Source organism: Micromonospora sp. NPDC127501 (assembly GCF_040302185.1).
Taxonomy (GTDB): domain Bacteria; phylum Actinomycetota; class Actinomycetes; order Mycobacteriales; family Micromonosporaceae; genus Micromonospora.
The window spans coordinates 273,635-297,749 of record NZ_JBEORJ010000009.1; the positions used below are offsets into that span (position 1 = coordinate 273,635).

The 24,115-nt window shown below is 72.1% G+C and carries 20 protein-coding genes and 1 pseudogene; 14 read left to right on the forward strand and 7 right to left on the reverse strand.

The annotated features are described in order from the left end of the window. The first annotated feature begins 3 nt into the window (after positions 1–3). Positions 4–1,299, forward strand: coding sequence for a DUF2314 domain-containing protein (locus tag ABTW72_RS21875; RefSeq protein ID WP_350861352.1), 1,296 nt, complete (start codon positions 4–6; stop codon positions 1,297–1,299). Between the two features lie 149 nt (positions 1,300–1,448). On the opposite strand, the gene gcvT is transcribed toward ABTW72_RS21875, so the two are convergent. Beyond that, on the reverse strand, positions 1,449–2,579 hold the full coding sequence (gene gcvT, locus ABTW72_RS21880; RefSeq protein ID WP_350861354.1) for a glycine cleavage system aminomethyltransferase GcvT: 1,131 nt from the start codon (positions 2,577–2,579) through the stop codon (positions 1,449–1,451). A gap of 162 nt (positions 2,580–2,741) precedes the next feature. Here gcvT and ABTW72_RS21885 point away from each other — a divergent pair, with 162 nt between their 5' ends. Beyond that, on the forward strand, positions 2,742–4,316 hold the full coding sequence (locus ABTW72_RS21885; protein WP_350861355.1) for a leucyl aminopeptidase: 1,575 nt from the start codon (positions 2,742–2,744) through the stop codon (positions 4,314–4,316). 49 nt (positions 4,317–4,365) lie between these two features. On the opposite strand, the gene ABTW72_RS21890 is transcribed toward ABTW72_RS21885, so the two are convergent. After that, entirely contained in the window at positions 4,366–4,695 is a 330-nt protein-coding gene (locus tag ABTW72_RS21890) for a hypothetical protein (RefSeq protein WP_112589164.1), read from the reverse strand. Positions 4,696–4,873: 178 nt separating this feature from the next. On the opposite strand from ABTW72_RS21890, the gene lpdA reads away from it, so the two are divergent. Both lpdA and sucB read left to right on the forward strand, forming a co-directional pair. Next, complete coding sequence (lpdA, locus tag ABTW72_RS21895; protein WP_350861356.1) at positions 4,874–6,265, forward strand: dihydrolipoyl dehydrogenase; 1,392 nt, start codon at positions 4,874–4,876, stop codon at positions 6,263–6,265. A 66-nt stretch (positions 6,266–6,331) separates the two neighbouring features. Further along, positions 6,332–8,176 (forward strand): 2-oxoglutarate dehydrogenase, E2 component, dihydrolipoamide succinyltransferase, encoded by a 1,845-nt coding sequence (gene sucB / locus ABTW72_RS21900; RefSeq protein ID WP_350861357.1) that lies wholly within the window; start codon positions 6,332–6,334, stop codon positions 8,174–8,176. A 63-nt stretch (positions 8,177–8,239) separates the two neighbouring features. On the opposite strand, the gene ABTW72_RS21905 is transcribed toward sucB, so the two are convergent. Beyond that, a complete protein-coding gene (locus tag ABTW72_RS21905) occupies positions 8,240–9,175 on the reverse strand; it encodes an SDR family NAD(P)-dependent oxidoreductase (RefSeq protein WP_350861358.1) in 936 nt (311 codons plus the stop codon). A gap of 153 nt (positions 9,176–9,328) precedes the next feature. On the opposite strand from ABTW72_RS21905, the gene ABTW72_RS21910 reads away from it, so the two are divergent. Together ABTW72_RS21910 and ABTW72_RS21915 are read left to right on the forward strand one after the other, a co-directional pair. Then, positions 9,329–10,666, forward strand: coding sequence for a low temperature requirement protein A (locus ABTW72_RS21910; RefSeq protein WP_350861359.1), 1,338 nt, complete (start codon positions 9,329–9,331; stop codon positions 10,664–10,666). A 114-nt stretch (positions 10,667–10,780) separates the two neighbouring features. Then, a complete protein-coding gene (locus ABTW72_RS21915) occupies positions 10,781–11,305 on the forward strand; it encodes a hemerythrin domain-containing protein (protein ID WP_350861360.1) in 525 nt (174 codons plus the stop codon). Here the strand turns inward: ABTW72_RS21915 and ABTW72_RS21920 are convergent. Beyond that, positions 11,260–11,646, reverse strand: coding sequence for a MerR family transcriptional regulator (locus ABTW72_RS21920; RefSeq protein ID WP_350861361.1), 387 nt, complete (start codon positions 11,644–11,646; stop codon positions 11,260–11,262). The genes ABTW72_RS21915 and ABTW72_RS21920 overlap by 46 nt on opposite strands. 56 nt (positions 11,647–11,702) lie before the next feature. Here ABTW72_RS21920 and ABTW72_RS21925 point away from each other — a divergent pair, with 56 nt between their 5' ends. Next, the gene (locus ABTW72_RS21925) at positions 11,703–12,701 is read left to right on the forward strand and encodes an aldo/keto reductase (protein WP_350861362.1); all 999 of its coding nucleotides are present in this window, start codon (positions 11,703–11,705) and stop codon (positions 12,699–12,701) included. Positions 12,702–12,731: 30 nt separating this feature from the next. On the opposite strand, the gene ABTW72_RS21930 is transcribed toward ABTW72_RS21925, so the two are convergent. Next, on the reverse strand, positions 12,732–13,583 hold the full coding sequence (locus ABTW72_RS21930; protein WP_350861363.1) for an NmrA family NAD(P)-binding protein: 852 nt from the start codon (positions 13,581–13,583) through the stop codon (positions 12,732–12,734). A 313-nt stretch (positions 13,584–13,896) separates the two neighbouring features. Here ABTW72_RS21930 and ABTW72_RS21935 point away from each other — a divergent pair, with 313 nt between their 5' ends. From ABTW72_RS21935 to ABTW72_RS21945, 3 genes and pseudogenes are all read left to right on the forward strand, one after another. Beyond that, complete coding sequence (locus ABTW72_RS21935; RefSeq protein WP_350861364.1) at positions 13,897–14,799, forward strand: TIGR01777 family oxidoreductase; 903 nt, start codon at positions 13,897–13,899, stop codon at positions 14,797–14,799. Positions 14,800–14,912: 113 nt separating this feature from the next. Further along, positions 14,913–15,149: pseudogene (locus tag ABTW72_RS21940) on the forward strand (LLM class flavin-dependent oxidoreductase); the annotation flags it as partial. Positions 15,150–15,186: 37 nt separating this feature from the next. Beyond that, positions 15,187–15,828 (forward strand): hypothetical protein, encoded by a 642-nt coding sequence (locus tag ABTW72_RS21945; protein ID WP_350861366.1) that lies wholly within the window; start codon positions 15,187–15,189, stop codon positions 15,826–15,828. A 121-nt stretch (positions 15,829–15,949) separates the two neighbouring features. On the opposite strand, the gene ABTW72_RS21950 is transcribed toward ABTW72_RS21945, so the two are convergent. Then, positions 15,950–17,167 carry an extracellular catalytic domain type 1 short-chain-length polyhydroxyalkanoate depolymerase gene (locus tag ABTW72_RS21950; RefSeq protein ID WP_112676685.1) on the reverse strand — a complete coding sequence of 406 codons (1,218 nt, stop codon included), beginning with the start codon at positions 17,165–17,167 and terminating at the stop codon, positions 15,950–15,952. A gap of 217 nt (positions 17,168–17,384) precedes the next feature. Here ABTW72_RS21950 and ABTW72_RS21955 point away from each other — a divergent pair, with 217 nt between their 5' ends. The 3 genes from ABTW72_RS21955 to lipB all read left to right on the forward strand — a co-directional run bounded on the left by ABTW72_RS21955 (position 17,385) and on the right by lipB (position 21,300). After that, positions 17,385–19,217: a DUF6311 domain-containing protein gene (locus tag ABTW72_RS21955; protein ID WP_350861368.1), complete on the forward strand. Its 1,833-nt coding sequence runs from the start codon at positions 17,385–17,387 to the stop codon at positions 19,215–19,217. Positions 19,218–19,274: 57 nt separating this feature from the next. Beyond that, complete coding sequence (locus ABTW72_RS21960; RefSeq protein WP_350861370.1) at positions 19,275–20,561, forward strand: TolB-like translocation protein; 1,287 nt, start codon at positions 19,275–19,277, stop codon at positions 20,559–20,561. Positions 20,562–20,658: 97 nt separating this feature from the next. Continuing rightward, positions 20,659–21,300, forward strand: coding sequence for a lipoyl(octanoyl) transferase LipB (lipB, locus tag ABTW72_RS21965; protein WP_350861372.1), 642 nt, complete (start codon positions 20,659–20,661; stop codon positions 21,298–21,300). A 38-nt stretch (positions 21,301–21,338) separates the two neighbouring features. Here the strand turns inward: lipB and aspS are convergent, their stop codons facing one another. Continuing rightward, on the reverse strand, positions 21,339–22,625 hold the full coding sequence (aspS, locus tag ABTW72_RS21970) for an aspartate--tRNA(Asn) ligase (protein WP_350861374.1): 1,287 nt from the start codon (positions 22,623–22,625) through the stop codon (positions 21,339–21,341). Positions 22,626–23,078: 453 nt separating this feature from the next. On the opposite strand from aspS, the gene lipA reads away from it, so the two are divergent. Further along, complete coding sequence (lipA, locus tag ABTW72_RS21975) at positions 23,079–24,074, forward strand: lipoyl synthase (RefSeq protein WP_350861376.1); 996 nt, start codon at positions 23,079–23,081, stop codon at positions 24,072–24,074. Positions 24,075–24,115 lie beyond the last annotated feature (41 nt).

Consider the following 24,115-nt stretch of genomic DNA (forward strand, 5'->3'; position numbering starts at 1 on the left):
ACAATGCTCATCACGGACGACTTCCTGCCCGTACCGGTGCCGGAGTCGCTCAGCGCGACCTACCTGGTGCCGATGGCGGGGCTACCGAAGGTCAGTGCGAAGACCGCGGTGGCGGCCCTGACCGGCCGGCTGGCCGAGCCGGTGCACGGGCTGGCCCGGCAGATGCTCGACAGCCCGCTGATGAGCGTCGACACCCGGCCGATCGCCGAGTTCCCCGAGCTGCCACCGGACCTGCTCACCGCGTTCGGTGCCACCAAGGAGCAGCTGGACCGGCTGGCGGCGGCGACGCACCTGGTGGTCGTACAGGCCGAGTACCGGCCCGGTTGGCCACCCGCGCACGAGTGGGCCGCCCGGGCGGTCGCGGCCGCCGTGGCGGAATCCGTCGACAGCGACGTGGTGGACGTCTTCGGCCTCCAGTTCCTCGACCCGGCGACCGCGCTGCGCTCCCTCCCCGACGAGCAGGGCCGCATCCGACTTGTCGACTGGGTGCTGGTGCCGTACTCCTCGGACACCGAGGGCCTGTGGTTCACCACCAAGGGGCTGCGCCGCTTCGGTCTGCTGGAGTTGCAGACCCAGGGGGTGCCCGACCACCTCACCCGTGCCTGGGGTGCGGTGATGACCGGGGCGGCCCGCCGACTGCTGCGGGACTGGACCGACGGGCTCACCGGCGAGGAGGTGCCGGCGTTCGTGCAGCTGCCCGTACTGGCCACGGTCACCGGCCACGACATCGCGGTGGCGTACGGCAACCCGGAGCAGCACGGTGCCACCGCCCCGGTGCTGCTCCGCCTCGAACTGGACCCGGCGACCGACCCGGAGGCCGACTCGTTCCTCAGCCTTCGGCCGCCGGCCGGGCACCCCGGCCCGGACGGGCGCTACTACGCCGCCGCCTGCGCGACGCTGTTCTCCGGGATCCAGCCGGACGTGCGCTACGCCCGCTCCGGTGACGCGATGAGCCGTGCGGTCGCCACCGCCCGGGCCGCGCTGGATGACGCGCGGACCCGGTTCGTCGCCGGCCAGTTCCCCACCGAGTCGCAGCTGGTGGTGAAGTACGGCCTGCCCGGAGACGACGGCCCGGAGTACGTCTGGGCGGGCGTCACCTCGTGGGAGACCCCGGAACGCATCGTCGGCGTGAGCGCCAGCGACGCCAACACCGACCAGAGCGTGCGCATCGGCGCCCCCGTGGTCGTGGAGGCGTCCGACGTGGTCGACTGGGCCGTCCTGGACGCCACAGGCGTCATAGAAGGCGGCTGGACCCAGGCAGTCCTGGACTCAGGCGAACCCCCAACCCCCTCGCGCTAACCCCAACCCCCAACCCCCACCCCACCCCCACCCCAGCCCCCGGTTGATCATGGGGTTAGCGGGCGATTGGATCTCCCAACGTCCCGTCAACCTCATGATCAACGCCGGGGAAGGGGGGTGGGGTTGGGGGGTGGGGGCACGGGGGGGGGTTACTTCACTGAGGGGGTTACGAAGGGGGGTTTGGTCAGCTTCAGGGGGGCTCGGCGGCCTCGGATGTCGATCTCGACCTCGTCGCCGTCGGTCAGGTTGGCGTCGGTGTCCAGCAGGGCCAGCGCGATGCCCTGCTTGCGGGTGGGCGAGAAGGTGCCGCTGGTCACGGTGCCGACCTGGGTGTCGCCCACGTGCAACGTCATGCCGGGCCGCGGGATGGCCCGGTCGACGGCCACCAGGCCGCGCAGCGTACGCCGGGGGCCGGCTGCCTTCTCGGCGAGCAGCGCGTGGCGGCCCCAGAAGGCCGGCTTGTCCCAGCCGACCGCCCAGCCGGAGCGGGCCTGCACCGGGCTGATGTCCAGGGAGAGGTCCTGCCCGTGCAGCGGGTAACCCATCTCGGTCCGCAGCGTGTCCCGGGCGGCCAGCCCGCAGGCGCGCAGCTCGAACGCCGCGCCGGCGGCGAAGAGCGCATCCCAGACGGTGACCGCGTGCTCCGCCGGCACCACCAGCTCGTAGCCCAGCTCACCCGTGTAGCCCGTACGGCAGACGGTCAGTTCCACCCCGGCCAGGCTCGCGGCGGAGAAGCTCATGTAGCCGTGCTCGGTGGGCAGGTCCAGAGCGGCCAGCAACTCGGCCGAGCGGGGGCCCTGCACGGCCAGCACCGCGTACGCCTCGTGCTCGTCGGTGACTGTCACCTGCGCGGGAGCGGCGGCGCGCAACCGGCGCACCACCTCGGCGGTGTTCGCCGCGTTCGGGATGAGGAAGACGTGGTCGTCGGCGTAGAGGTAGGCGATGATGTCGTCCACCACGCCGCCGGTGGCGTCGTCGCAGCAGAGCGTGTACTGCGCCCGGCCCGGGCCGATCCGGCCCAGGTCGTTGCTGAGGCAGGAGTTGACGAAGTCGGCCGCGCCGGGGCCGCTCACCCGGGCCTTGCCCAGGTGTGACACGTCGAAGACCCCGACCGCCGTACGCACCGCGGTGTGCTCCTTGAGCACTCCGCCGCCGGCGTACTCCAGGGGCATCTCCCAGCCCCCGAAGGGGGCGAACTTGGCTCCGGCGGCGGTGTGCCGCTCGTGCAGCGGGGAACGGCGCAGCCGGGTCGCGGCGGCGTCGGAGGTCACGTCGGTCATGGGTGGCAACTTACCGGGGGCAACGTCGCTGGTTAGCATCGGCGGGAGCCCGCTGGCGCTGTCGGCGGGACAGCCATGACGTCCGGCGGGTAGGTTCCGCCGGAGACCTTCACCGCTGGTACGCGACGCCGCGACCGGCCCGGCCCGCCCGGAGTAGCTTCAGTGACTTCACCCCGCACCACCAACCTGAGCCTGGTCGACACCGACCCGGCCGAGCTCGCCGTCGACGCGATCGTGATCGGCGTGCACAGCCAGACCGGAGAGCAGGGCGCCACCAGCGGCCTCGCCGGCACCCTGCTGCTCGCCAGCGGCGCGGAGAGCATCGCGGCCGCGTTCGACGGCAAGCTGACCGAGACCCTCGCGCTGCTCGGCGCGACCGGCGGGCCGGGTGAGGTCATCAAGCTGGCCACGCTGGGCACCGTGACCGCCCCGCTGGTCACCGCGGTCGGGCTCGGCCCGGAGCCGTCGGGTGCCGCCCCGGCCCCGGAGACGCTGCGCCGGGCCGCCGGTGCGGCGATCCGGGCCCTGGCGGGCGCAACCACTGTCGCGCTGGCGCTGCCGCTGCCGGACGACGCGGACGCGTCGGCCGAGCTGCGCGCGGTCGCCGAGGGCGCGCTGCTGGGTGGGTACCGGTTCGCCGGTTACAAGACCCGGCCCCAGCCGACCCGGCGGGAGCCGGTGGCCGAGGTGCTCATCGCGGTGCCGGACGCCGGCGACGCGGGTGCCCAGGCGGAGGTCGCCCGGGCGCAGGCAGTGGCGGGCGCGGTCCGACTGAGCCGCGACTGGGTGAACACCGCGCCGAACGAGCTGCGCCCGCCGTCGTTCGCCGACGCGGTCGCCAGCGCGGCGCGCGAGGCGGGCCTCGGCGTCGAGGTGCTCGACGAGGCGGCGCTGGCCGCTGGCGGGTACGGCGGCATCGTCGCGGTCGGGCAGGGCTCGGAGGCCCCGCCGCGGCTGGTGAAGCTGACCTACACCCCGCAGGACGGCGGCAACGGCAAGCGGGTCGCGCTGGTCGGCAAGGGCATCACCTTCGACACCGGCGGCATCTCGATCAAGCCGGCGCAGGGCATGTGGGAGATGAAGTCCGACATGGCGGGCGCCGCCGCGGTGGGCGCGGCCATGCTCGCGATCGCCGCGCTGAAGCCGACGGTGGCGGTCAGCGCGTACCTGCCGATGGCGGAGAACATGCCGTCGGGCACCAGCTACCGGCCGGGCGACGTGATCACCATGTTCAACGGCAAGCGGGTCGAGGTGCTCAACACCGACGCCGAGGGCCGGATGATCCTGGGCGACGCGATCGCCCGCGCCTGCGCGGACGGCACCGACTACCTGTTCGAGACCTCCACGCTGACCGGCGGCCAGGTCATCGCGCTGGGCAAGCGGATGGCCGGCGTGATGGGCACCCCGCAGCTGTGCGAGCGGGTGAAGGTGGCCGGCGACGCCGTCGGCGAGCCGGCCTGGCCGATGCCGCTGCCCGACGACGTCCGTAAGGGCATGGAGTCGGACGTGGCGGACATCTCCCAGGTCAACGCCGGAATGGACCGGGCCGGTCACATGCTGCAGGGCGGCGTGTTCCTGCGCGAGTTCGTGACCGACGACGTGGCCTGGGCGCACATCGACATCGCCGGGCCGGGCTACCACTCGGGCGAGCCGACCGGCTACTGGACCAAGGGCGGCACCGGCGTTCCGGTCCGCACGCTGGTGCAGCTCGTCGAGGATGTCGCCACCAACGGCTGACGGGACACGCGAAAGGGGCCCCTGCTCAAGGGGCCCCTTTTCGCGTAGCTCAGTACCGCTCGGGGCGACGCTTGCGGCGCTCGTTGAAGTCGCGCATCCGCTGCGGGTAGCCCATCAGCCGGACGTCGTACACCGGGATGCCCATCCGGTACGCGAAGCGCCGGGCGCCGTCCGGGCCGTCGATGCGCCGGCGGGTCCACTCCCCGTCGTCGGCGATGAGGATGACGGTGGTCTCCGTCACCGTCGTGCGGGGTTCGATGTACGCCTCGACGCCGCGCCGACTTCGGATGAAGTTCTCCAAATGGTCCAGATCGCCGCGACTCGCGGCGCGGTCATGGCTCGGCACAGCCGCCTGTTTGCGGCGCCGGAACAAGCCCACCGGATCTCTCCCCCACGTTGCGTCATCGACGACGGTGCCAAGGGTACGTGTCGATGACGTGTCGTTGGGCACCTCAGTACGCACCCTGTGCCCAGTGGTGACAAGATGACCGAGGTGGGGTGTGTCCGTGTTACATCCCCGTGACCCCCGATGCAGCGACGCGACCTGGGAGTTGGACGTGAGCGAGCCGAACGAAGCGACCTTCGACATTGTCATTCTCGGAGGTGGCAGCGGCGGCTACGCGACCGCGCTGCGCGCCGTCCAGCTGGGCCTGAAGGTCGCGCTGGTCGAGAAGGGCAAGCTCGGGGGCACCTGCCTGCACAACGGCTGCATCCCGACGAAGGCCCTGCTGCACGCCGCCGAGATCGCCGACCAGGCCCGCGAGTCGGAGCAGTTCGGCGTGAAGGCCGAGCTGATCGGCATCGACATGGCCGGGGTCAACTCGTACAAGGACGGCGTGATCGCCCGCCTGTACAAGGGCCTGCAGGGCATGTTGAAGGGCAACAAGGGCATCACGATCGTCGAGGGCGCCGGCAAGCTGGTCGGCAAGAACGTGGTCGAGGTGGACGGCAAGCGTTACACCGGCCGCAACATCGTCCTGGCCTCCGGCTCGTACGCGAAGAGCCTGCCCGGCTTGGAGGTCGACGGCGAGCGGATCATCACCAGTGACCACGCCCTCACGATGGACCGGGTGCCGTCGTCGGTGATCGTGCTCGGTGGCGGCGTGATCGGCGTCGAGTTCGCCAGCGTGTGGAAGTCCTTCGGCGTGGACGTGACCATCGTCGAGGCGCTGCCCCGGCTGGTCGCCGCCGAGGACGAGGAGTCGTCCAAGGCGCTGGAGCGGGCCTTCCGCAAGCGGAAGATCAACTTCAAGGTCGGCAAGCCGTTCGAGAAGGTCGAGAAGACCGAGAGCGGCGTCAAGCTGACCATCCAGGGCGGCGAGACCGTCGAGGCGGAGCTGCTGCTGGTCGCCGTCGGTCGCGGCCCGAACACCGCCAACCTCGGGTACGAGGAGCAGGGCGTCAAGATGGACCGCGGCTACGTGCTGACCGACGAGCGGCTGCGCACCAGCGTGCCGAACGTCTACGCCGTCGGCGACATCGTGCCGGGTCTCCAGCTCGCGCACCGGGGCTTCCAGCAGGGCATCTTCGTGGCCGAGGAGATCGCCGGGCAGACCCCCGCCGTGATCGACGAGGTCGGCATCCCGCGCGTCACCTACTGCGACCCGGAGCTGGCGTCGGTGGGTCTCACCGAGGCCAGGGCCAAGGAGCAGTACGGCGCCGACAAGGTCAAGACGTACAACTACAACCTGGCTGGCAACGGCAAGAGCCAGATCCTCAAGACCTCCGGCTTCGTGAAGCTGGTCCGGGTCGAGGACGGCCCGGTGGTCGGCGTGCACATGATCGGCGCCCGGGTGGGTGAGCTGATCGGTGAGGCGCAGCTCATCTACAACTGGGAGGCCTACCCGGCCGAGGTCGCCCAGCTCGTGCACGCCCACCCGACCCAGAACGAGGCCCTGGGCGAGGCGCACCTGGCCCTCGCCGGCAAGCCGCTGCACGCGCACGCCTGATCATCCAAACCGCGGCGTCCGGCGACGGGCGAAGATCCCACCAGGGGAATGAAGGAGTCTCAGAAAATGCCGGTATCGGTCACCATGCCCCGGCTCGGCGAGAGCGTCACCGAGGGCACCGTCACTCGCTGGCTCAAGCAGGAGGGCGACACGGTCGAGGTTGACGAGCCCCTGCTCGAGGTCTCGACCGACAAGGTCGACACCGAGATCCCGTCGCCCGCTGCGGGCGTGCTGAGCCGCATCGTGGTCGGTGAGGACGAGACCGCCGAGGTCGGCAGCGAGCTGGCCGTCATCGCCGGTGAGGGCGAGTCGACCGGCGGCGGCGAGGCCGCCCCGCAGGAGCAGGCCCCGGCCGAGTCGGTCGAGCCGGCCGCCGAGCCGACGGCCGCCGCCGAGGGCACCGCCGACGAGGTCGCCCAGGACGAGGCCCCGGCCGAGGCACCGGCTCCGGCCGCCGCCTCGTCGGGCGAGGGCACCGCGGTGAAGATGCCCGCCCTGGGCGAGAGCGTCACCGAGGGCACGGTCACCCGCTGGCTGAAGCAGGTCGGCGAGACCATCGAGGTCGACGAGCCGCTGCTGGAGGTCTCCACCGACAAGGTGGACACCGAGATCCCGTCGCCGGTAGCCGGCACGGTGCTGGAGATCAAGGTCGCCGAGGACGAGACCGCCGCGGTCGGCGCCGACCTGGCGATCATCGGCGTTGCCGGTGCGGCCCCCGCCCCGGCGCAGCCCGAGCCGAAGCCCGAGCCGAAGGCGGAGGCCAAGCCGGAGCCGAAGGCCGAGCCGAAGCCGGAGCCGAAGGTCGAGGAGCCGACCCCCGGCATGTCGTACAACGAGCCCGCCGCGGAGACCGAGAGCTCGGCGCAGCCGGCGAAGACCGAGCAGGCCGCCCAGCCGGCCGCGTCGACCTCGACGCCGCCTCGCCCGTCCGCCCCGGCACCGGGTGCCGGCGAGGAGGCCGCTGGCTACGTGACCCCGCTGGTGCGCAAGCTGGCCAGCGAGCACGGCGTCGACCTGGCCGCGCTCAACGGCACCGGCGTGGGTGGTCGGATCCGCAAGCAGGACGTGCTGGAGGCCGCCGAGAAGGCGAAGGCCGCCAAGGCCGCTCCGGCTCCGGCTCCGGCAGCCGCTCCCGCCGCCGCCGCGCCCGCGGCCAAGCCGGCCGCGAAGCCGCAGCCGAGCGCCAAGCGGGGCACCACGGAGAAGCTGCCGCGGATCCGGGCGACGATCGCCAAGCGGATGCAGCAGTCGCTGCACGAGACTGCGCAGCTGACGACGGTCGTCGAGGTCGACGTCACCAAGGTCGCCAAGCTGCGGGTCCAGGCGAAGGAATCGTTCCAGGCCAAGCACGGCGTGAAGTTGTCCTTCCTGCCGTTCTTCGCCCTCGCCGCCATCGAGGCGCTGCAGACCCACCCGATCATCCAGGCCAGCATGGACCTGGACGGCGGCACGATCACCTACCCGGCCGCCGAGCACCTCGGCATCGCCGTGGACACCGAGCGCGGGTTGCTCGTGCCGGTCATCCACAACGCCGGTGACCTCAACATGGGCGGCATCGCCAAGCGGATCGCCGACCTGGCCGAACGCACCCGGGCCAACAAGATCACCCCGGACGAGATGGCCGGGGCAACCTTCACGCTGACCAACACGGGCAGCCGGGGCGCGCTCTTCGACACCCCGATCGTGCCGTCGCCGCAGTCGGCGATGCTCGGCACGGGTGCCGTGGTGAAGCGTCCGGTCGTGGTCAACGACCCGGAGCTGGGCGAGGTCATCGCGGTCCGGTCGATGGTCTACCTGGCCATGTCCTACGACCACCGGCTGATCGACGGCGCCGACGCGGCCCGCTTCCTGACCGCGGTCAAGGAGCGGCTGGAGGCCGGCAACTTCGACTCGGAGCTGGGCCTGGCCTGATCCACCCGCAACGCCGAAAGGGCGCCCCGGTCGTCGACCGGGGCGCCCTTTCGTCTGCGGTCCTCAGCCCTTGAGCAACGCGGTCGACACCTGCCAGAGCCGCTCGGCCGCCTCGGGATCCAGCGCGTAGTCGGCGACGCCCGTCCGCCCACCGGGTTGGGCGGGGGCGGCCTGCTGACAGTCCTCGAAGTAGCGCCCGCCCACGCCGTCGAGCAGCGGCGAGGCGGCGACCAGCACGGAGGTGGCCGCACCCTGTTCGACGGTCTTCCAGGCCGCCGCGTTACCCGCGCGCATCCGATTCAGCTCCTCCTCGCTGACGTAGCGCTGCAGGTTGGTCTGGATCGCGCCGGGCATCAGCGAGTTGGCGAGGATGCCGTCGTCGGCCCAGCGCCGGGTGGCCTCCACGGCGAACAGCACGTTCGCCGTCTTGGACTGCCCGTACGCCTGCCACGGCTCGTACTCCCGCTTGTCGTACTGGATGTCCTCGAAAACCACCGGTGAGCGCAGGTGGGCGGCGGAGCTGACCGAGACGATCCTGGCCCCGTCTGCGGCGGCGAGTGCCGGGCGCAGCCCGGTGGCGAGCGCGAAGTGCCCCAGGTGGTTGGTGGCGAACTGCATCTCCCAACCCTGCGGGGTGCGGGACAGGGGTGCGGCCATGATGCCGGCGTTGTTGACCAGGATGTGCAGCGGGCCGTCCCAGTTGGCCACGAAGTCGGCGACCGAACCCTGGTCGGCGAGGTCGAGCGGGGCCACCAGGACGCTGTCGTTGCCGGTGGTGCCGGTGATGTCGTTCGCGGCCTGCTGACCCGCGTCGGGGTTGCGGACGGCCAGGGTGACCTCCGCGCCGGCGCTGGCCAGGGCGCGGGCGGTCTCCACGCCGATCCCGGAGGACCCGCCGGTGACGATCGCCCGCCGCCCGACGAGGTCCACACCCCGGATCACGTCCATGGCGGTCGAGTGATGGGCGAACGAAGTGGTGATCGGGTTGTTGGTCGTCATTGTCCATCCTTGTCCGGGGTGGGGCGGACCGACCGGCCCGCTGCGAGAGGCCGTGGCCCCGGTGTTTCCCCGACCCCGGCCGGAGGTAACGCCGGACCCGTCGCCATCGCCGTTCGGGCCTCCGACCAGCCCGGACGCTGCCAGAGTGGGATCGTGGGCGGCTACCGGCGGGGTGGACAGCTGGGACCGGCCGTCCCGATCGCCCCGGGCGCCCGGGTGGACAAGTTCGAGGTCTTCTTCGATCTGGTCTTCGTCTTCTCGTTCTTCATCATCACCCGGGCGACCGCCGCGAACATCTCCAGCCGGCAACTGCTGCACGCCGGCCTGGTGCTCGCCGTGCTCTGGTGGATCTGGGTGGTGCACAGCCTGGTCGCCACCCGGGTCCGGCTCGGCGAGGGCTACGTCCCGGTGCTCATGGTGATCGCGATGGTCGCCCTGTTCGCGTTCGCGCTGGCACTGCCACAGGCGTTCACCGACCCGAAGGGGAGCACCGCCGGCCCGATGCTGGTGGCCATCAGTTACGTCGTGGTTCGCGGTATCCACTGGATCCTCTATCAGCACGTGGTGCGGGACAGCCCGCAGGAGCGGCGGCAACTGCGGCGGTTCGCCCCGGAGCTGGCGGTGAGCATCGTGCTGCTGCTGGCCGCCGCGCTCATTCCGCCGCAGATCGCCGACCCCGACCAGGCCGCCATGGTCCGCGACGGCCTGTGGATCGCCGTGGTGGTGGTGCAGTACGCCACCGGCTTCATCGTCGGGACCTGGGGTTGGGGGGTGACCAGCGCCGAGCACTGGACGGAGCGCTACGACCTCATCCTGATCATCGCGCTGGGCGAGTCGATCATCTCGACGGGCGTTGGCGGCAACCTGCTCGGCAAGCCGGTCACCTGGCCGGCGGTGGCCGCCGCCGCGCTCGGCATCGTGGTCACCGCCGCCCTCTGGTGGGCGCACTTCGACTTCATCGGGCCGGCCGCCCGGATCGCCCTGCACGCGGCGGAGGGCGGTCCCCGGGTGGCGATGGCCCGCGACGCGTACGCGTATCTCTACCTGCCGATGATCGCCGGGGTGATCCTCTTCTCGATCGGCAACGAGGAGGTCCTGCACAAGATCACCGACCCGGCCGGCGGGATCGCCGAGAGAGTCGAGGGGCCGGCGGTGCCAATGCTGTTCGGCGGGTTGATCTGCTATTTCGCCGTCAACCTGCTCTTTCAGTTGCGCACCCTGCACACCGTCACGTGGACCCGCGTCGGCGTCATCGTGGCGCTCACGGCGGCCCTGCCGGTCGGCCTGCACCTGCCGGCGCTGGGCGCGCTCACCCTCGCGACCGTGATCTGCGTGGCGCTGGTGGCCGTGGAGGTGGTGGTGATGGCGCAATCCCGGCACGCCCTGCGAGCCGCCGTCTTCCAGGAGCGGACCAGCCACGAGGCCCACGAGGCCGAATGGCGGGCGCGCTGGCACGACGTCCGGGAGACCGACGAACCGACCACGCCGTGATTTTCGGGTTTGGGGGCGTGGCCGGCCGGCCCTAGACTTCGGCGCAGCGTCGCAGTGCACCCGGCCCGAAGGCCGCCGTGGGCATGGAGGCGCGGGGACAGCATGGGACGAAACGTGCACCCAACCGGTTCACCGGCCGGCCGGCTCGCCGCCGTCGGCAATCAGATGATCGAGATCCACCTCTGGCTCAGCGCGGAACTGGCCCGGCTTCAGGCAAGCCTCGACACCCCGTCCCGGGATCTGCGGGCGCACTGCCTGACCTTCTGCGCCGCGCTCGGCAGACACCACACCGGTGAGGACGCGGGCGCGTTCCGGCTGCTGGCCGAGGAGGCCCCCGAGCTGCGCCCCGTCATCGACAACCTGATCACCGATCACGAGGTGGTGGCGGGGATCCTGGAACGGGTCGAGGCACTGCTGAGCGGCGACGCGACGGTGCCGGTCGACCAGGTGCGCGCCGAGCTGGGCGGGTTGGCCGCCCTGCTGGAGTCGCACTTCCGCTACGAGGAGAAGCGGCTGGTCACCGCCCTGAACGCGCTCACCGGCCGAACCGGAACGACCGAGGAACTGCTCGGCCTGACCGCGCCCGGTTCCCGTCAGCCGGTCTCCGACCCCGGTGCGGTGCCGGGCAGTCGCTCGTAGAAGCGGATCTTCTCCCGCAGGTGGTCGTACTGGCGCTGGAGCAGGCGCATCTGCTCCTCGACCCGCGCCGCGTGGTGGCACAGCAACTCGTGCCGCTCGTCGGTGGTGTGCTCGCCGTCGCGGGCCAGCTGCGCGTAACGGCGCATCTGCGCGATCGGCATCCCGGTGTCGCGCAGGCAGCGGAACAGCACCAGCCAGCCGAGGTCGTCGTCGGTGAAGACCCGCTGCCCGCCTGCCGTCCGCTCCACGTCGGCGAGGAGGCCGATCTTCTCGTAGTACCGCAGAGTGTCGAGGCTGAAGCCGCTGCGGCGGGCGGCCTCCGAGGGGGCGTAACCGCTCATGTCGCGAGATGGTAGTGCTTGACCTGGAGCGCGCTCCAGGTTGGAGGCTGGTGACCATGACGACGACACGGACGCTGGGACGCAGCGGCATCACGGTGAGCGCGATCGGAATGGGGTGCTGGGCCATCGGCGGCCCGCTCTGGGGTGACGACGGGCAGCCGTTCGGCTGGGGTGAGGTGGACGACGACGAGTCGATCCGCACCATCCACCGGGCGCTCGATCTCGGGGTGACCCTGTTCGACACCGCCAGCAACTACGGTGCCGGGCACAGCGAGCGGATCCTCGGCCAAGCAGTGGCCGGGCGACGGGACAGCGTGGTGATCGCCACCAAGTTCGGCAACGTCAGCGAGGAGAGCACCCGGCGGGCGCTCGGCACCGACGCCAGCCCGGCCTTCGCGGTGCGCAGCCTGGAAGACTCGCTCCGCCGGCTCGGCACCGACTACGTCGACCTGTACCAACTGCACATCAACGCACTGCCGGTGCCCGCCGCGCTCGATCTGGTCGACACCCTGGAGGCCCTGGTCGACCAGGGCAAGATCCGGGCGTACGGCTGGAGCACCGACGACCCGGCCTCGGCCGAGGCGTTCGCGGCCGCCGGCCCGCACTGCGCGGCGATCCAGCACGACGAGTCGGTGCTGCGCGACAACGCCGCGGTGCTGGCGGTCTGCGACAAGCACGACCTGGCCAGCCTCAACCGTGGGCCGCTGGCGATGGGGCTGCTCACCGGCTCGACCCGGGCGGTCGGGGCGGACGATGTGCGCGGACGGGCACCGGAGTGGCTGGAGTGGTTCACCGACGGCCGGCCGACGCCACGCTGGGCGGCCCGGGTCGACGAGGTCCGCGCGGCGCTCACCGCCGACGGGCGCACCCTCGCACAGGGCGCGCTCGGCTGGCTGCTGGCCCGCAGCCCCCGTACCGTGCCGATCCCCGGCCTTCGCACGGTGGCCCAGGCCGACGAGAACCTGGCCACCCTGACGCTCGGCCCGCTGAGTGCCGAGTCGTACGCCGAGGTGGAGCGACTGCTCGCCGACCTGCGTCCGGCCCACGCGGCCTGACCGCCGGGCCGGTCCACGCCCCGGGCGTTGTCACCGGAAGTCGTCCGCGTGCTCGGCGGCCCACTGCCGGAACGTGCGCCCGGGGCGGCCGGTCACCTGCTCCACGTCCGGGGCGACCCAGGCGTTGCCGTCGAGATACCGCCCCATCTCCAGGAACCACTCGATCACCTCGGCGGGATAGGTGTCCTTCCAGTACGCCCGGGCCTGCTCCGGAGTCAGCTCGTCGAACCGCACCGGACGGCCGATCGCCTCGCCGATCATCCGGACCGCGTCCCGGCGACGGACCGGCTCCGGCCCCGTCGGTTGGTACACCCGGCCGGCGTGGCCGTCCTCGGTCAGCGCGGCCACGATGACCGCCGCGATGTCCGCCTCGTGGACCAGCGCGCTGTTCCAGTCACCGAACGGCGCCCGGACCACCCCCTCGGCCCGGATGGTGTGCACCCAGTCCCGGGTGTTCGCCATGAACTCGCCCGGGAAGACGTGCGTCCACTCCAGACCCGAGTTCTCGACAGTCCGGTGCAGCGGCCGGTGCGGCGCCTCGAGCGGGTCGTCGTCGGCCCGGCTCGGATCGTTGTGGCCGAGGTGGGTGACCCGACGGACGCCGGCCTTCCGGGCCAGTTCCAGGATCTCCGCACCGGTGGTCAGCGGTCCGTACCCATCCATTGCGACCAGGTGCATGCGCGTCACGCCGCGCAGCGCCGACGCCAGGGTGTGGGGCCGGGCGAAGTCGCCCGCCACCACCTCCACCCCGCTGGGCAGCGCGGTGGCCGCCGGCGACGTGGGATCGCGGGTCAGCGCGCGTACGTCGTGGCCGGCGCTGACCAGTTGCCGGACCAGGCTGCCTCCGACGGTCCCGGTCGCTCCGGTCACCAGGATCGGCATGGTTCCTCCTCAGGGATCGCCCGACGGCGGGCACGGCGAGCCGACCCCGCCATTCCGGGGGTGCTCTCGGATGACTCATGGTCAGCCGGATCGGTGCCGCAAGCAATCGCGAACACCGCATTCACGTTCGCTCTGACCTGCGGAAACGCGCTGACCGCCGACGGCGCGCGGCAGCCGTTTTCGGCCCCGGGACCATTCGTTGACCTGCGCTTTCACAGCGCACAAGGATTCCGCGCAAATTCGTTCGCCGAAACGCCCCCACCTTCGGCAGCCCCACGCATCCACCGGTGGCGTTCTGGACGAAGATGGGGGTATGCGGATCCTTCTGGCCGGCGCGTCCGGCTTCCTTGGCACCCGACTGGCCGACCTGCTCGTCCGCGACGGGCACGAGGTCACCCGCCTGATCCGACGGGCGCCGGGCGGGCCGCGGGAGCGGCGGTGGGACCCGGCCGCGGGGCAGCTCGACCCGGCCGTGGTCGCCGAGGCCGACGCCGTGGTCAACCTGGCCGGCGCGGGCGTCGGCGACAAACGCTGGAACGACGACTACCGCCGGTTGATCCGCACCAGCCGGGTGGACAGCACCACCACGCTGGCGACCACCATCTCCGGCCTGCCCGCCGCCGACCGACCCCGGGTGCTGCTCAACTCATCGGCCGTCGGCTGGTACGGCAACACGGGCGACCGGGCGGTCGAGGAGGACGCGCCGGCCGGCGAGGGCTTCCTGGCCGACGTCTGCCGGGTGTGGGAGGCCGCGACCCGGCCGGCCGAGGACGCCGGAGTACGCGTGGTCCGGCTGCGTACCGGTCTGCCGCTGCACCGCGAGGGCGGTTTGCTCAAGCCGCAACTGCTGCCGTTCAAGCTGGGCATCGCCGGTCGGCTGGGCAGCGGCCGGCAGTGGCTGCCGTGGATCTCGATGGCCGACTGGCTGGACGCGACCCGCTTCCTGCTCGACCGCGACGACATCGCCGGCCCGGTCAACGTGGTGGGGCCGAACCCGGTGACAAACGCCGAGTTCACCCGCGAGCTGGCCCGGCAGCTGCACCGCCCGGCGATCATCCCGATCCCCGCACTGGCACTCAAGGTGGTCCTCGGCGGCTTCTCCCACGAGGCCCTCACCAGCACCCGGGTCCTCCCCGGAGTCCTGACGAGAGCCGCCTACCCCTACCACCACCAAACCCTCCCCCAAGCCCTCCAAGCGGCCCTGACAACCCCCTGACCCCACCCCGCAGCCCACGGGCGCCTTGCCCTGCGTACCCCTGTGGTTCGGCCCTCGGCAGAATCGGCGGTCAGCGGGTCGTCGCCGGGCCGATGTGGGCCGATGCTGGAGAAATGGCGACCTTCTCCCTCCAGGCCACCCCGACCGACGCGGCGAGCTGGGCCGAGCTGGCCCGTCGGGCCGAGACCGCCGGATTCGACGCTCTGCTCGCCGCCGACCACCCCGGCGATGTGACCTCACCGTTCGTGGCGCTGGCCGCCGCCGCCCCGGTCACCTCGACGATCGGGCTCGGCTCGTACGTGTCGAACCTCGGCGTACGGGAACCGATGCTGCTCGCGGCCGACGTGGCCACCCTCGATCTGGTCTCCGGCGGACGGGCCCGGCTCGGTGTCGGCGCCGGTCCACACCCCGGCGGAGTGGCGCGCGGTGGGCCGGGAACGCCCCGACGTGGCCGGCCGGGTCCGCCGTTGCGTGGCCGTCGCCGAGGCGGTCCGCGCCCTGCTCGACGGTGCCTCGGTCACCGTCGACTCGGCCGAGCTGACGATGCGCGAGGCGGTGCTGCGCGAACCCCGGCCGGTGCAGCCCCGGATCCCACTGACGATGGGTACGGCGAACTCGACGCTGCTGCGCTGGGCCGGCGCGCACGCCGACGTGGTCGGGCTGACCGGGTTCGGACGTACCCTCGCCGACGGCCACCAGCACGAGGCGCGCTGGCGGGTCGACCAGATCGAGGCGCAGCTGGCCTGCGTGGCCGCCGGCGCGGCCGGCCGGGCCGACCCGCCGGCGCTGGAGGCGCTGGTGCAGACGGTGGTGGTCACCGACGACGCGGAGGCTGCCGCCGCGGAGCAGGCCCGGCGCAACGGCATGACCGCCGCCGAACTGCTGGCCACCCCGTTCGTGCTGATCGGCACGGTGGACGAGATCATCACGGCGGTCGCCGAGCACGAACGGCGCTGGGGGGTGACCCGCTTCGTGGTCCGCAGCGACGCGCTGGATCCGCTGGCGCCGGTCCTGACCCGCCTGACCTGAGCCCCCTCCCCCAGCCCGCCCCCGCCCCCGCCGACAGCCCTGTTGATCAAAAGTTTTGCGTCAGGTTCCGGCTTTCGGATGACGCAAACCTCTTGATCAACAGGGGCGGGCGGGTGGGGGGTCAGCAGCCGACCACCCAGTGGTTGGGGCCGGTCTGCTTGAGGGCGCTGGTGTAGAAGGTGTTGTAGAGGCCCATCCGCTGGTTGGAGCCGTTGGCGTAGGCGTAGCCGCCGGACTGGTACGCCCGACCGGCCGCCACGTGCGCGTAGTTGCTGGCCGTCACGCAGGTCGGCGGCGTGGTCGGGGTGGCCGTCGGGGTCGGCGTGGGGGTGGCCGTCGGGGTCGGGGTCGGGTTCGTCCCGCCGCCGTTCAGACCGAAGAAGAGCGCGTCACGGTACGTCGAGCAGATGGTGTCCAGGAAGTACGCGCCCGCGGTGCCGCACTGCTCGGCCGCCGAGCCCGGGTCGACCGGAGTGCCGTGGCCCATCCCGGAGATCCGGTAGAGGCGCACGTCGTCGTTGCCGTACACCTCCAGGCTGGTGTTGCCGGGCAGCGACGAGGTGCTGGTCGGGGTCTGCGACACGCCCCGCACATTGGTCCACTGGTCGCGGGACTCGGTGCCGTTGAGCGGGGTGACGGTGGTGTCCGAGGTGCCGTGCCAGATGGCCACCCGGGGGCGCGGGCCGGTGTAGCCGGAGTACGCGCCACGGACCAGGTCGCCCCAGGCGGCCGGGGTCTTGTCCGCGCCCGGGTTCATGCAGCTGAACGCGTTGACCATGCTGGTGGCGCAGCGGTACGGGATCCCCGCGATGATCGATCCGGCGGCGAAGACGTCCGGGTAGGTGGCCAGCATGACCGCGCTCATCGCCCCGCCCGCGGAGAGCCCGCTGACGTAGACCCGCGAGCCGTTGACCCCGTAGTTCGTCTTGGCGTGGTCGACCATCTGCTTGATCGACAGCGCCTCACCCTGGCCCCGGGTGGTGTCCCCCGCCTCGAAGAAGTTGAAGCAGGAGTTGGCGTTGTTGCCGGACGGCTGCTGGGCGACGATCAGGGCGAACTTCCACTGGTCGGCGTACTTCTGCCAGCCGGAGTTGGCGAAGTAGCCGGAGGCGTTCTGCGTACACCCGTGCAGCAGGACGACGGCCGGGGAGTTGGCCGGCAGGCCGTCGGGCCGGTAGGCGTACATGGCGAGGTTGCCGGGGTTGGAGCCGAACCCGGTGACCTGGGTGAGGGTGGCGGCCTGGGCGGGTGCGGCGACGGCGACCGCGCCCGCTACGGCGAGGGCGAGCCCGGCGACCGCACCGAGCAGCCGGGTGAGGGTGGACGAGGAGCGGCGCACGGCGGCCTCCTGAGGGGCGGACTGTGAACTGGGTCACGGTCGAGTTGCCGTGACGTTACGACGATGTGTCGCCGCTATGACATGGGGCACACTCACACATTCACGACGGACGCTGTGTACGCCAAACCGTCGACGTGGCAGGCCGAATCCGTCCCCAACGGTCCCGTCCTTGCAGGTCTGACCGGCCCGTCCAGGTCCGGTTGGTAACGTCCGCTGCGTGCCGTCCTCCCCGTCGCTGGCCACCGGGCCCGCACCCGCGTCACCGCCGCGCACCGTCCGGGACCGCCGGGCCGACCTGATCGTCGTGCTGGTGGCGCTCGCGCTCGCCGTCTGGGTGACCAGTGGGCTGTGGCGGGACCCGAACGTCCGCACCATCACCGTCAACTCCAGCGACCAGGCGCTCTTCGAATGGCTGCTGGCCTTCGGCGGGCACGCGGTCACCCACTGGGACAACCCGCTCTTCACCTACCTGATCAACGTCCCGGACGGCGTGAACCTCGCGGTCAACACGACGATCACGGTGTACGCGGTGGTCTTCGCCCCGCTCACGTACCTGATCGGGCCGCCGGCGACGTTCCTGGTGATCCTCACCCTGAACCTGCTCGCCACCGCACTGGTCTGGTACTGGCTGCTCTCCCGGCACCTGGTCCGCAGCCGGCTGGCCGCCGGGGTCGGCGCCCTGTTCATCGCCTACTCCCCCGGCATGGTGTCGCACGCCAACGCGCACCTGAACTGGTCCGCCGGTTGGCTGGTGCCGCTGCTGATCTGGCGGCTGTTCGCGCTACGCCGCGCCGGGCACTGGCTTCGGGACGGGGTGATCCTCGGCGTGCTGGTCGCGGTGGCCTTCTCGATCGCCGCCGAAGGGCTCTTCTTCACCGCGCTGGCGTTGGGGGTGTTCGTCGCCATCTGGGCACTGCACCCGGCCAACCGGGTGGAGGCCCGCGCCGCGCTGCCCACCTTCCTGCGCGGGCTCGGGGTGACCGCCGTGGTCGCCGGTGTGCTGCTGTCGTACCCCCTGTGGTTGCACTTCGCCGGGCCACAACGGTTCCACGGCACCGGTTTCGACCCGGTGATCCACTCCGAGGACATCGCGGCGTTCGCCGCCTTCCCGCGCCGCTCGCTGGCCGGCAAGGCCGGGCTGGGCACCTCGCTGGCACCGAATCCGACCGAGGAGAACTCGTTCTTCGGCATCCCGCTGCTGGTGCTCACCGTGATCTGTTTCGTCGTGCTCTGGCGGCGGGCCGACCCGCACCGCCGGGCCACCCTCTGGGCGCTGGGCGCCCTCGCTCTGATCTTCACGGTGCTCTCCTTCGGGCCGGTCGCCAAGGTCGACGGCCGACGCACCGATCTGCCCATGCCGTTCGACCTGGTCGGGCAACTGCCGGTGGTGAACGCCGCGCTGCCCGCCCGGCTGGCGCTGGTGGTCGCGCCGGTGATCGGGCTGGTGCTGGCGTACACCGTCGACCAGTTGCGCGCCGCGCCACCCCGGTACCGCCCCACGGAGTTGGCCTGGGTGCTGGGTTTCGCGGCGGCCCTGGTGCCGCTGCTGCCCACCCCGCTGCTGACCGACGAGCGGGAGCCGATCCCGCGCTTCATCACCTCCGGCACCTGGCGGGACTACGTGTCACCCGACGGGGTGCTGACCCCGGTGCCCCTGACGGTGGACATCTACCCGGACGGCCAGCGCTGGCAGGCGTACGCGTTGTCGCACCGCCAGGGCGAGTTCGCCATCCCGGGCGGCTTCTTCCTCGGCCCGGGCGGGCCGGACGGGCGGGGCCGGATCGGTCCGGTGCCGCGCACGCTGAGCGCGTTGATGGACCAGGCCGGCCGCACCGGGCTGGTCCCCATCGTCACCGACGGAACGATCCGGGAGGTCCAGTCGGACCTGCGGCACTGGCGCATCGAGACGGTGGTGCTCGCCGACGAGGTGCACGGCGCGAAGTTCGAGGTCGACGAGGCGGCGCTGCTGCGCACCGGCACCGCCCTGTTCGGCGAGCCGCAACGGGTCGACGACGTCTGGCTCTGGCGCATCCCGCCCGCCGATCGGTAGACCGCGACGCGGCCGGCCGGGGCACCACAACCGACCGCCGTCGCGTCTAATGGGCCGATGAGGTTGACCGGTGGGCGATTGCGGCGCGCCGCCGTGGTCGGGCTCGCGCTGGGGCTCGTCGCGCTCAGCGCACCAGCCGCCACGGCCGCGAACAGCACTGTCACCGCCAGCGCGGCCGGCGGGAGCACTGTCACCGACAGCACGGCCGGAGTGCTGCCGAGCCGGGTGCGCGATCCGTGGCTGTGGCAGGCCACCGTGGGTCAACGCCCGGCCGGTCCGGCCGCGTTGGTGTTCTTCACCGACCGCACCCGCTATTTCGAGTCGACAGGCGTGCTGGTGGCCCGGGACGGCGCCTACCGGCTCATCCCGATCGGCATCGCCGAGGGGCACGGGCTGCTCTCCCCCGACGGGCGCCACTATCTGCGACCGCAGTCCGGCGAGTTGCTGGACCTCACCACCGGCCGACAGCGCCGCACAGTGAAACCCGGGCTGCACCCTTTCGCCTGGTCGCCGGATGGGCGACGCGTGCTCGGCACCCGCAGCAACGACGATCAAGTGATCAGCTATGGGCCGGACAACCAACAGCTGAACGACCCGGAAAAGCCCGACGACCTGCTCGTCGTCGACCCGTACCAGGGCACAGAGCAGGTGGTCGCGGCCGGCACCTTCGCCGCCCACAACGAGGCGGCCTGGTCACCCGGAGGCGACCTGGTGGCGGTCACCGGCTCGCCGGACGTGCCTGCCCAACTCGCCGAGCGTCAGCGACTGGTGGTCCTCGACCCGGCCGGCGGCGATCCTCGCTGGCAGGTCGACCTGGGCGACCGGCGGATACTGGCCGGCCCCGCCGCCTGGCACCCCGACGGCCGGCGGCTCGCGCTGCTCACCTTCGACGGCTGCGCCGGGCCCAGGTGCACGGCCGAGCAGGCGGCCGCCCGCACCTGGCGAATCGAGTTCCTGGACACGGCCACCGGTCAGGCGGTCGGCCAAGCCCTGCCGGCCGGCACCTCGGCCAGCGGGATCATCGGCTGGCGCGGAGACGACCCGATCCTGCGATATGTCAACGAGACTGAGCAGGACACGGGCCGGCAGGCCTTCCTCGCCGCGCTGTCGCCCGACGGCGGTCGCGAGGTGCTGGTGACCACGCCGGTCGGGTCGACCGACCTGATGGTGCCGGGCGACCTGCTGACCCGGGCCGCGTTCGGTGGGCCGGAGCCCCGGCCGTCACCGTTCGCCGCCCCGCTCTGGGTCTACCTGACGCTGGGCGCGCCGACGCTGCTCGCGATCGCTCTCATCGTCCGCCGGATCCGCCGCCACCGCGCCGCGACGGTCCCTGCTCCGGCATGAAAACGAGCCGCCGAGCGGTGCCGCGACCGGCACGACGACGTCCTCGTGAGGCGGCTCACCAGGGAAGATCTCCTCTTACGGGACTAGGCTGGTTGCCGTGACGACGACGACCCCCGGCCTGACGGCCGTCCGTGCCGGCCTGCTCGACTACCAGGCCGCGTGGGACGAGCAGCGGCGCCTGCACGAGTCGGTGGTGGCTGGCGAGCGCGGCGACACCGTGCTGCTGCTGGAGCACCCGAGCGTCTACACCGCGGGCAAGCGCACCGAACCGTGGGACCGGCCCATGGACGGCACTCCGGTCGTCGACGTGGACCGTGGCGGCAAGATCACCTGGCATGGGCCGGGGCAGCTCGTCGGTTACCCGATCCTGCGCCTGCCCGACCCGGTGGACGTGGTCGCCTACGTGCGCCGGACCGAAGAGCTGCTCATCGGCGTGTGCGCCGAGTTCGGGCTGACCGCCGGCCGCGTCGAGGGGCGCAGCGGGGTCTGGGTGCCCGAGGACGACCGGGGGCCGGCCCGCAAGGTGGCGGCCATCGGCATCCGGGTGGCCCGCGGCGTCACCCTGCACGGCTTCTCGATCAACTGCGACTGCGACCTGACGTACTTCGACCGGATCGTGCCGTGCGGCATCCGGGACGCGGGCGTCACCTCGCTCACCGCCGAGCTGGGTCGCCCGATCGGCGTCGCCGACGTGCTGCCGGTGGTCGAGCGCCGGCTCTCCACCCTCATCGAGGTCTGAGCGGCGGCCCCCGGCGACGACGCCGGGGGCCGCCGCGCTCACGGCGTCAGCCGGTGCAGGTCACGCGGGAACGCGGTGACCTCCCGGATGTTGGCCGCGCCGACCAGCCGGGCCACGAACCGTTCCAGACCGATGGCGAAGCCACCGTGCGGTGGCATGCCGTGGCGGAACGCGTCCAGGTAGCCGGCGTACGGCTCGACCGGCTCACCCCGGGCCGCCAACGCCGCCAGGTAGTCGGCGTGCCGGTGCAGCCGCTGCCCGCCGGTGACCAGCTCCAGACCCCGGAAGAGCAGGTCAAACCCGTTCGAGTACGCGGGCCGCGCCGGGTCCGGGTGGGTGTAGAAGGGCCGCTTCGCCATCGGGTAGCCGGTGACGAAGAGGAAGTCCGACCCGTGTTCGCGCCGGGCCCACTCGCCCAGCGCCCGTTCGTGGGCGGGCGCGAGGTCCGGCTCGTCGGCGGGCGCCCCGGCGATCGTCAGCGCCTCGGTGAAGTGCACCGCCGGGATCTCCGCCGGCACCTGCGGCGGCGTGACGCCGAGCGTCGCCAGGGCGCCGCCGGCCCGCCCGCTGACCGTGTCCAGCATCCCGGCCACGGTGTCGCGCAGCACGCGCATCACGTCCCGGTGGTCGGCGACGAATCCCAGCTCCGCGTCGAGCGACGTGTACTGCGCGAGATGCCGGACGGTGTCGTGCGGTTCGGCCCGGAAGACCGGCCCCACCTCGTAGACACGTTCGAAGACGCCGACCATCAGTTGCTTGTAGAACTGCGGCGACTGGGCCAGGTACGCGGGTCGACCGAACCAGTCCAGCGCGAACACGTTCGCGCCGCTCTCGGTGCTGGAGCTGACCACCTTCGGCGTGTGGACCTCCACGAAGTCCTGGGCGTCGAGTGCGGCCCGGAACCCGGCCACCGCGGCGGCCGAGATCCGTAGCGCGGCCGACCGGGTGGGGTGCCGCAGCGCGGTGGGCGCGTTGTCGAGCTGGGTGGGCAGGCTCGCGGTGAGCGCCGGCCGGTACAGGTCGAACGGCGGCGGTGCGGCGGGCGGCCCGAGGAGACGTACCGTCGGGTCGGTCAGCTCGACCCCGGCGGGCGCCGTGCCGTTCGCGGTGGCCGTCGCGGTGACCTCGACGACCGTCTCCTCGGTGAGTTTCTCCAGCTCGGCGCGGACGGCCGGGTCGGTGACGACCACCTGGGCCAGGCCGGTGGCGTCCCGCACGATCAGGAAGGCCACCGACTTGAGCAGTCGGCGGCGATGCACCCAGCCGGCGATCCGCACTGTCGTGCCGATCCTGGCGGGCAGTTGCTGGGACAGGGTTCGTTGCATGGCGGGCTGCTCCTCGGTCGATCGCCACGCCTTCGCCGCCCTGGGGTGGTGAAAGCGTCGCATCAGCCCCAGGGAGGTGTGGGCGAGCGGGAACCTCGCGGTGCCACCACACCTTCGCCCCCGCCGAAGCGGGGGCCTCGTTCGTCGCCTGATGACCGGGGCCAGCCGGGCGGGCTCTACTGGGCGCGGGGGACCCGCGGCCGTTCTTCCCGCAGCTCGGGAGGGTCTTCGCGCCCCGGTGCCAGACCGCCTCTCAGCACCGGCGGCTCTCTGCACTGGCGGGTCGGGGGCTACTCGGCTCCGTCGTCGCTGTTGGCGGTGACCGTAGCATCCGAATCCCGCTCGTGTGACGCACATTTTCGACACCCCGGTGTCCGGCGTCACAACGTTTGGGGCGTGACGCCGGTCGCCTGACGCACATAGACACCTGCCGTCCGGCGTAGGCTCATTTTCGTGACGATCGAGCACTCCGCGCCGACGACCGGCCAGGCAGCGCGCACCGCAACGGCGGCCCCCGAGGGGCGGCGTCTGCTGCGGATCGAGGCGCGTAACGCCGAGACGCCGATCGAGCGCAAACCGCCATGGATCAAGGTCAAGGCCAAGATGGGCCCGGAGTACACCCAGCTGCGCGGGCTCGTCTCGCGCGAAGGGCTGCACACCGTCTGCCAGGAGGCCGGCTGCCCCAACATCTACGAGTGTTGGGAAGACCGGGAGGCCACCTTCCTCATCGGTGGTGACCAGTGCACCCGGCGCTGCGACTTCTGCCAGATTGACACCGGCAAGCCGGCGGAGTTCGACGCCGACGAGCCCCGTCGCGTCGCCGAGTCGGTGGTCTCGATGGGGCTGCGTTACGCCACCATCACCGGTGTCGCCCGTGACGACCTGCCCGACGGCGGCGCCTGGCTGTACGCCGAGACCGTCCGACAGATCCACGCCCTGCAGCCGGGCTGCGGCGTCGAGCTGCTGATCCCGGACTTCAACGCCGTCCCCGAGCAGCTGGCCGAGGTCTTCAGCTCCCGCCCCGAGGTGCTGGCCCACAACGTGGAGACCGTGCCGCGCATCTTCAAGCGCATCCGGCCGGCGTTCCGCTACGACCGCTCGCTGGACGTGATCCGCCAGGCCCGCGCCGACGGCCTGGTCACCAAGAGCAACCTCATCCTGGGCATGGGCGAGGAGCGGGCCGAGGTCTCGCAGGCGCTGCGCGACCTGCACGAGGCCGGCTGCGAGCTGATCACCATCACCCAGTACCTGCGCCCCTCGCCCCGGCACCACCCGGTGACCCGTTGGGTCAAGCCGGAGGAGTTCGTGGAGCTGCGCGAGGAGGCCGAGGAGATCGGCTTCGCCGGGGTGATGAGCGGGCCGCTGGTGCGTTCGTCGTACCGGGCCGGCCGGCTCTACAAGCAGGCCATCGACGCCCGCGCCGCCGCCTCGGTCGCCACCGTCAGCTGACTCCGCCGGCGGCGCCGCACGGCCGTTCGGCGTCCGGGTGT

Excerpts from the sequence above, each read along its gene's own strand:
- ABTW72_RS21875 (WP_350861352.1), top strand. The coding sequence starts at position 4 with ATGCTCATCACGGACGACTTCCTGCCCGTACCGGTGCCGGAGTCGCTC.
- gcvT (WP_350861354.1), bottom strand. The coding sequence starts at position 2,579 with ATGACCGACGTGACCTCCGACGCCGCCGCGACCCGGCTGCGCCGTTCC.
- sucB (WP_350861357.1), top strand. The coding sequence starts at position 6,332 with ATGCCGGTATCGGTCACCATGCCCCGGCTCGGCGAGAGCGTCACCGAG.
- ABTW72_RS21905 (WP_350861358.1), bottom strand. The coding sequence starts at position 9,175 with ATGACGACCAACAACCCGATCACCACTTCGTTCGCCCATCACTCGACC.
- ABTW72_RS21920 (WP_350861361.1), bottom strand. The coding sequence starts at position 11,646 with ATGAGCGGTTACGCCCCCTCGGAGGCCGCCCGCCGCAGCGGCTTCAGC.
- ABTW72_RS21925 (WP_350861362.1), top strand. The coding sequence starts at position 11,703 with ATGACGACGACACGGACGCTGGGACGCAGCGGCATCACGGTGAGCGCG.
- ABTW72_RS21930 (WP_350861363.1), bottom strand. The coding sequence starts at position 13,583 with ATGCCGATCCTGGTGACCGGAGCGACCGGGACCGTCGGAGGCAGCCTG.
- ABTW72_RS21935 (WP_350861364.1), top strand. The coding sequence starts at position 13,897 with ATGCGGATCCTTCTGGCCGGCGCGTCCGGCTTCCTTGGCACCCGACTG.
- ABTW72_RS21960 (WP_350861370.1), top strand. The coding sequence starts at position 19,275 with ATGAGGTTGACCGGTGGGCGATTGCGGCGCGCCGCCGTGGTCGGGCTC.
- aspS (WP_350861374.1), bottom strand. The coding sequence starts at position 22,625 with ATGCAACGAACCCTGTCCCAGCAACTGCCCGCCAGGATCGGCACGACA.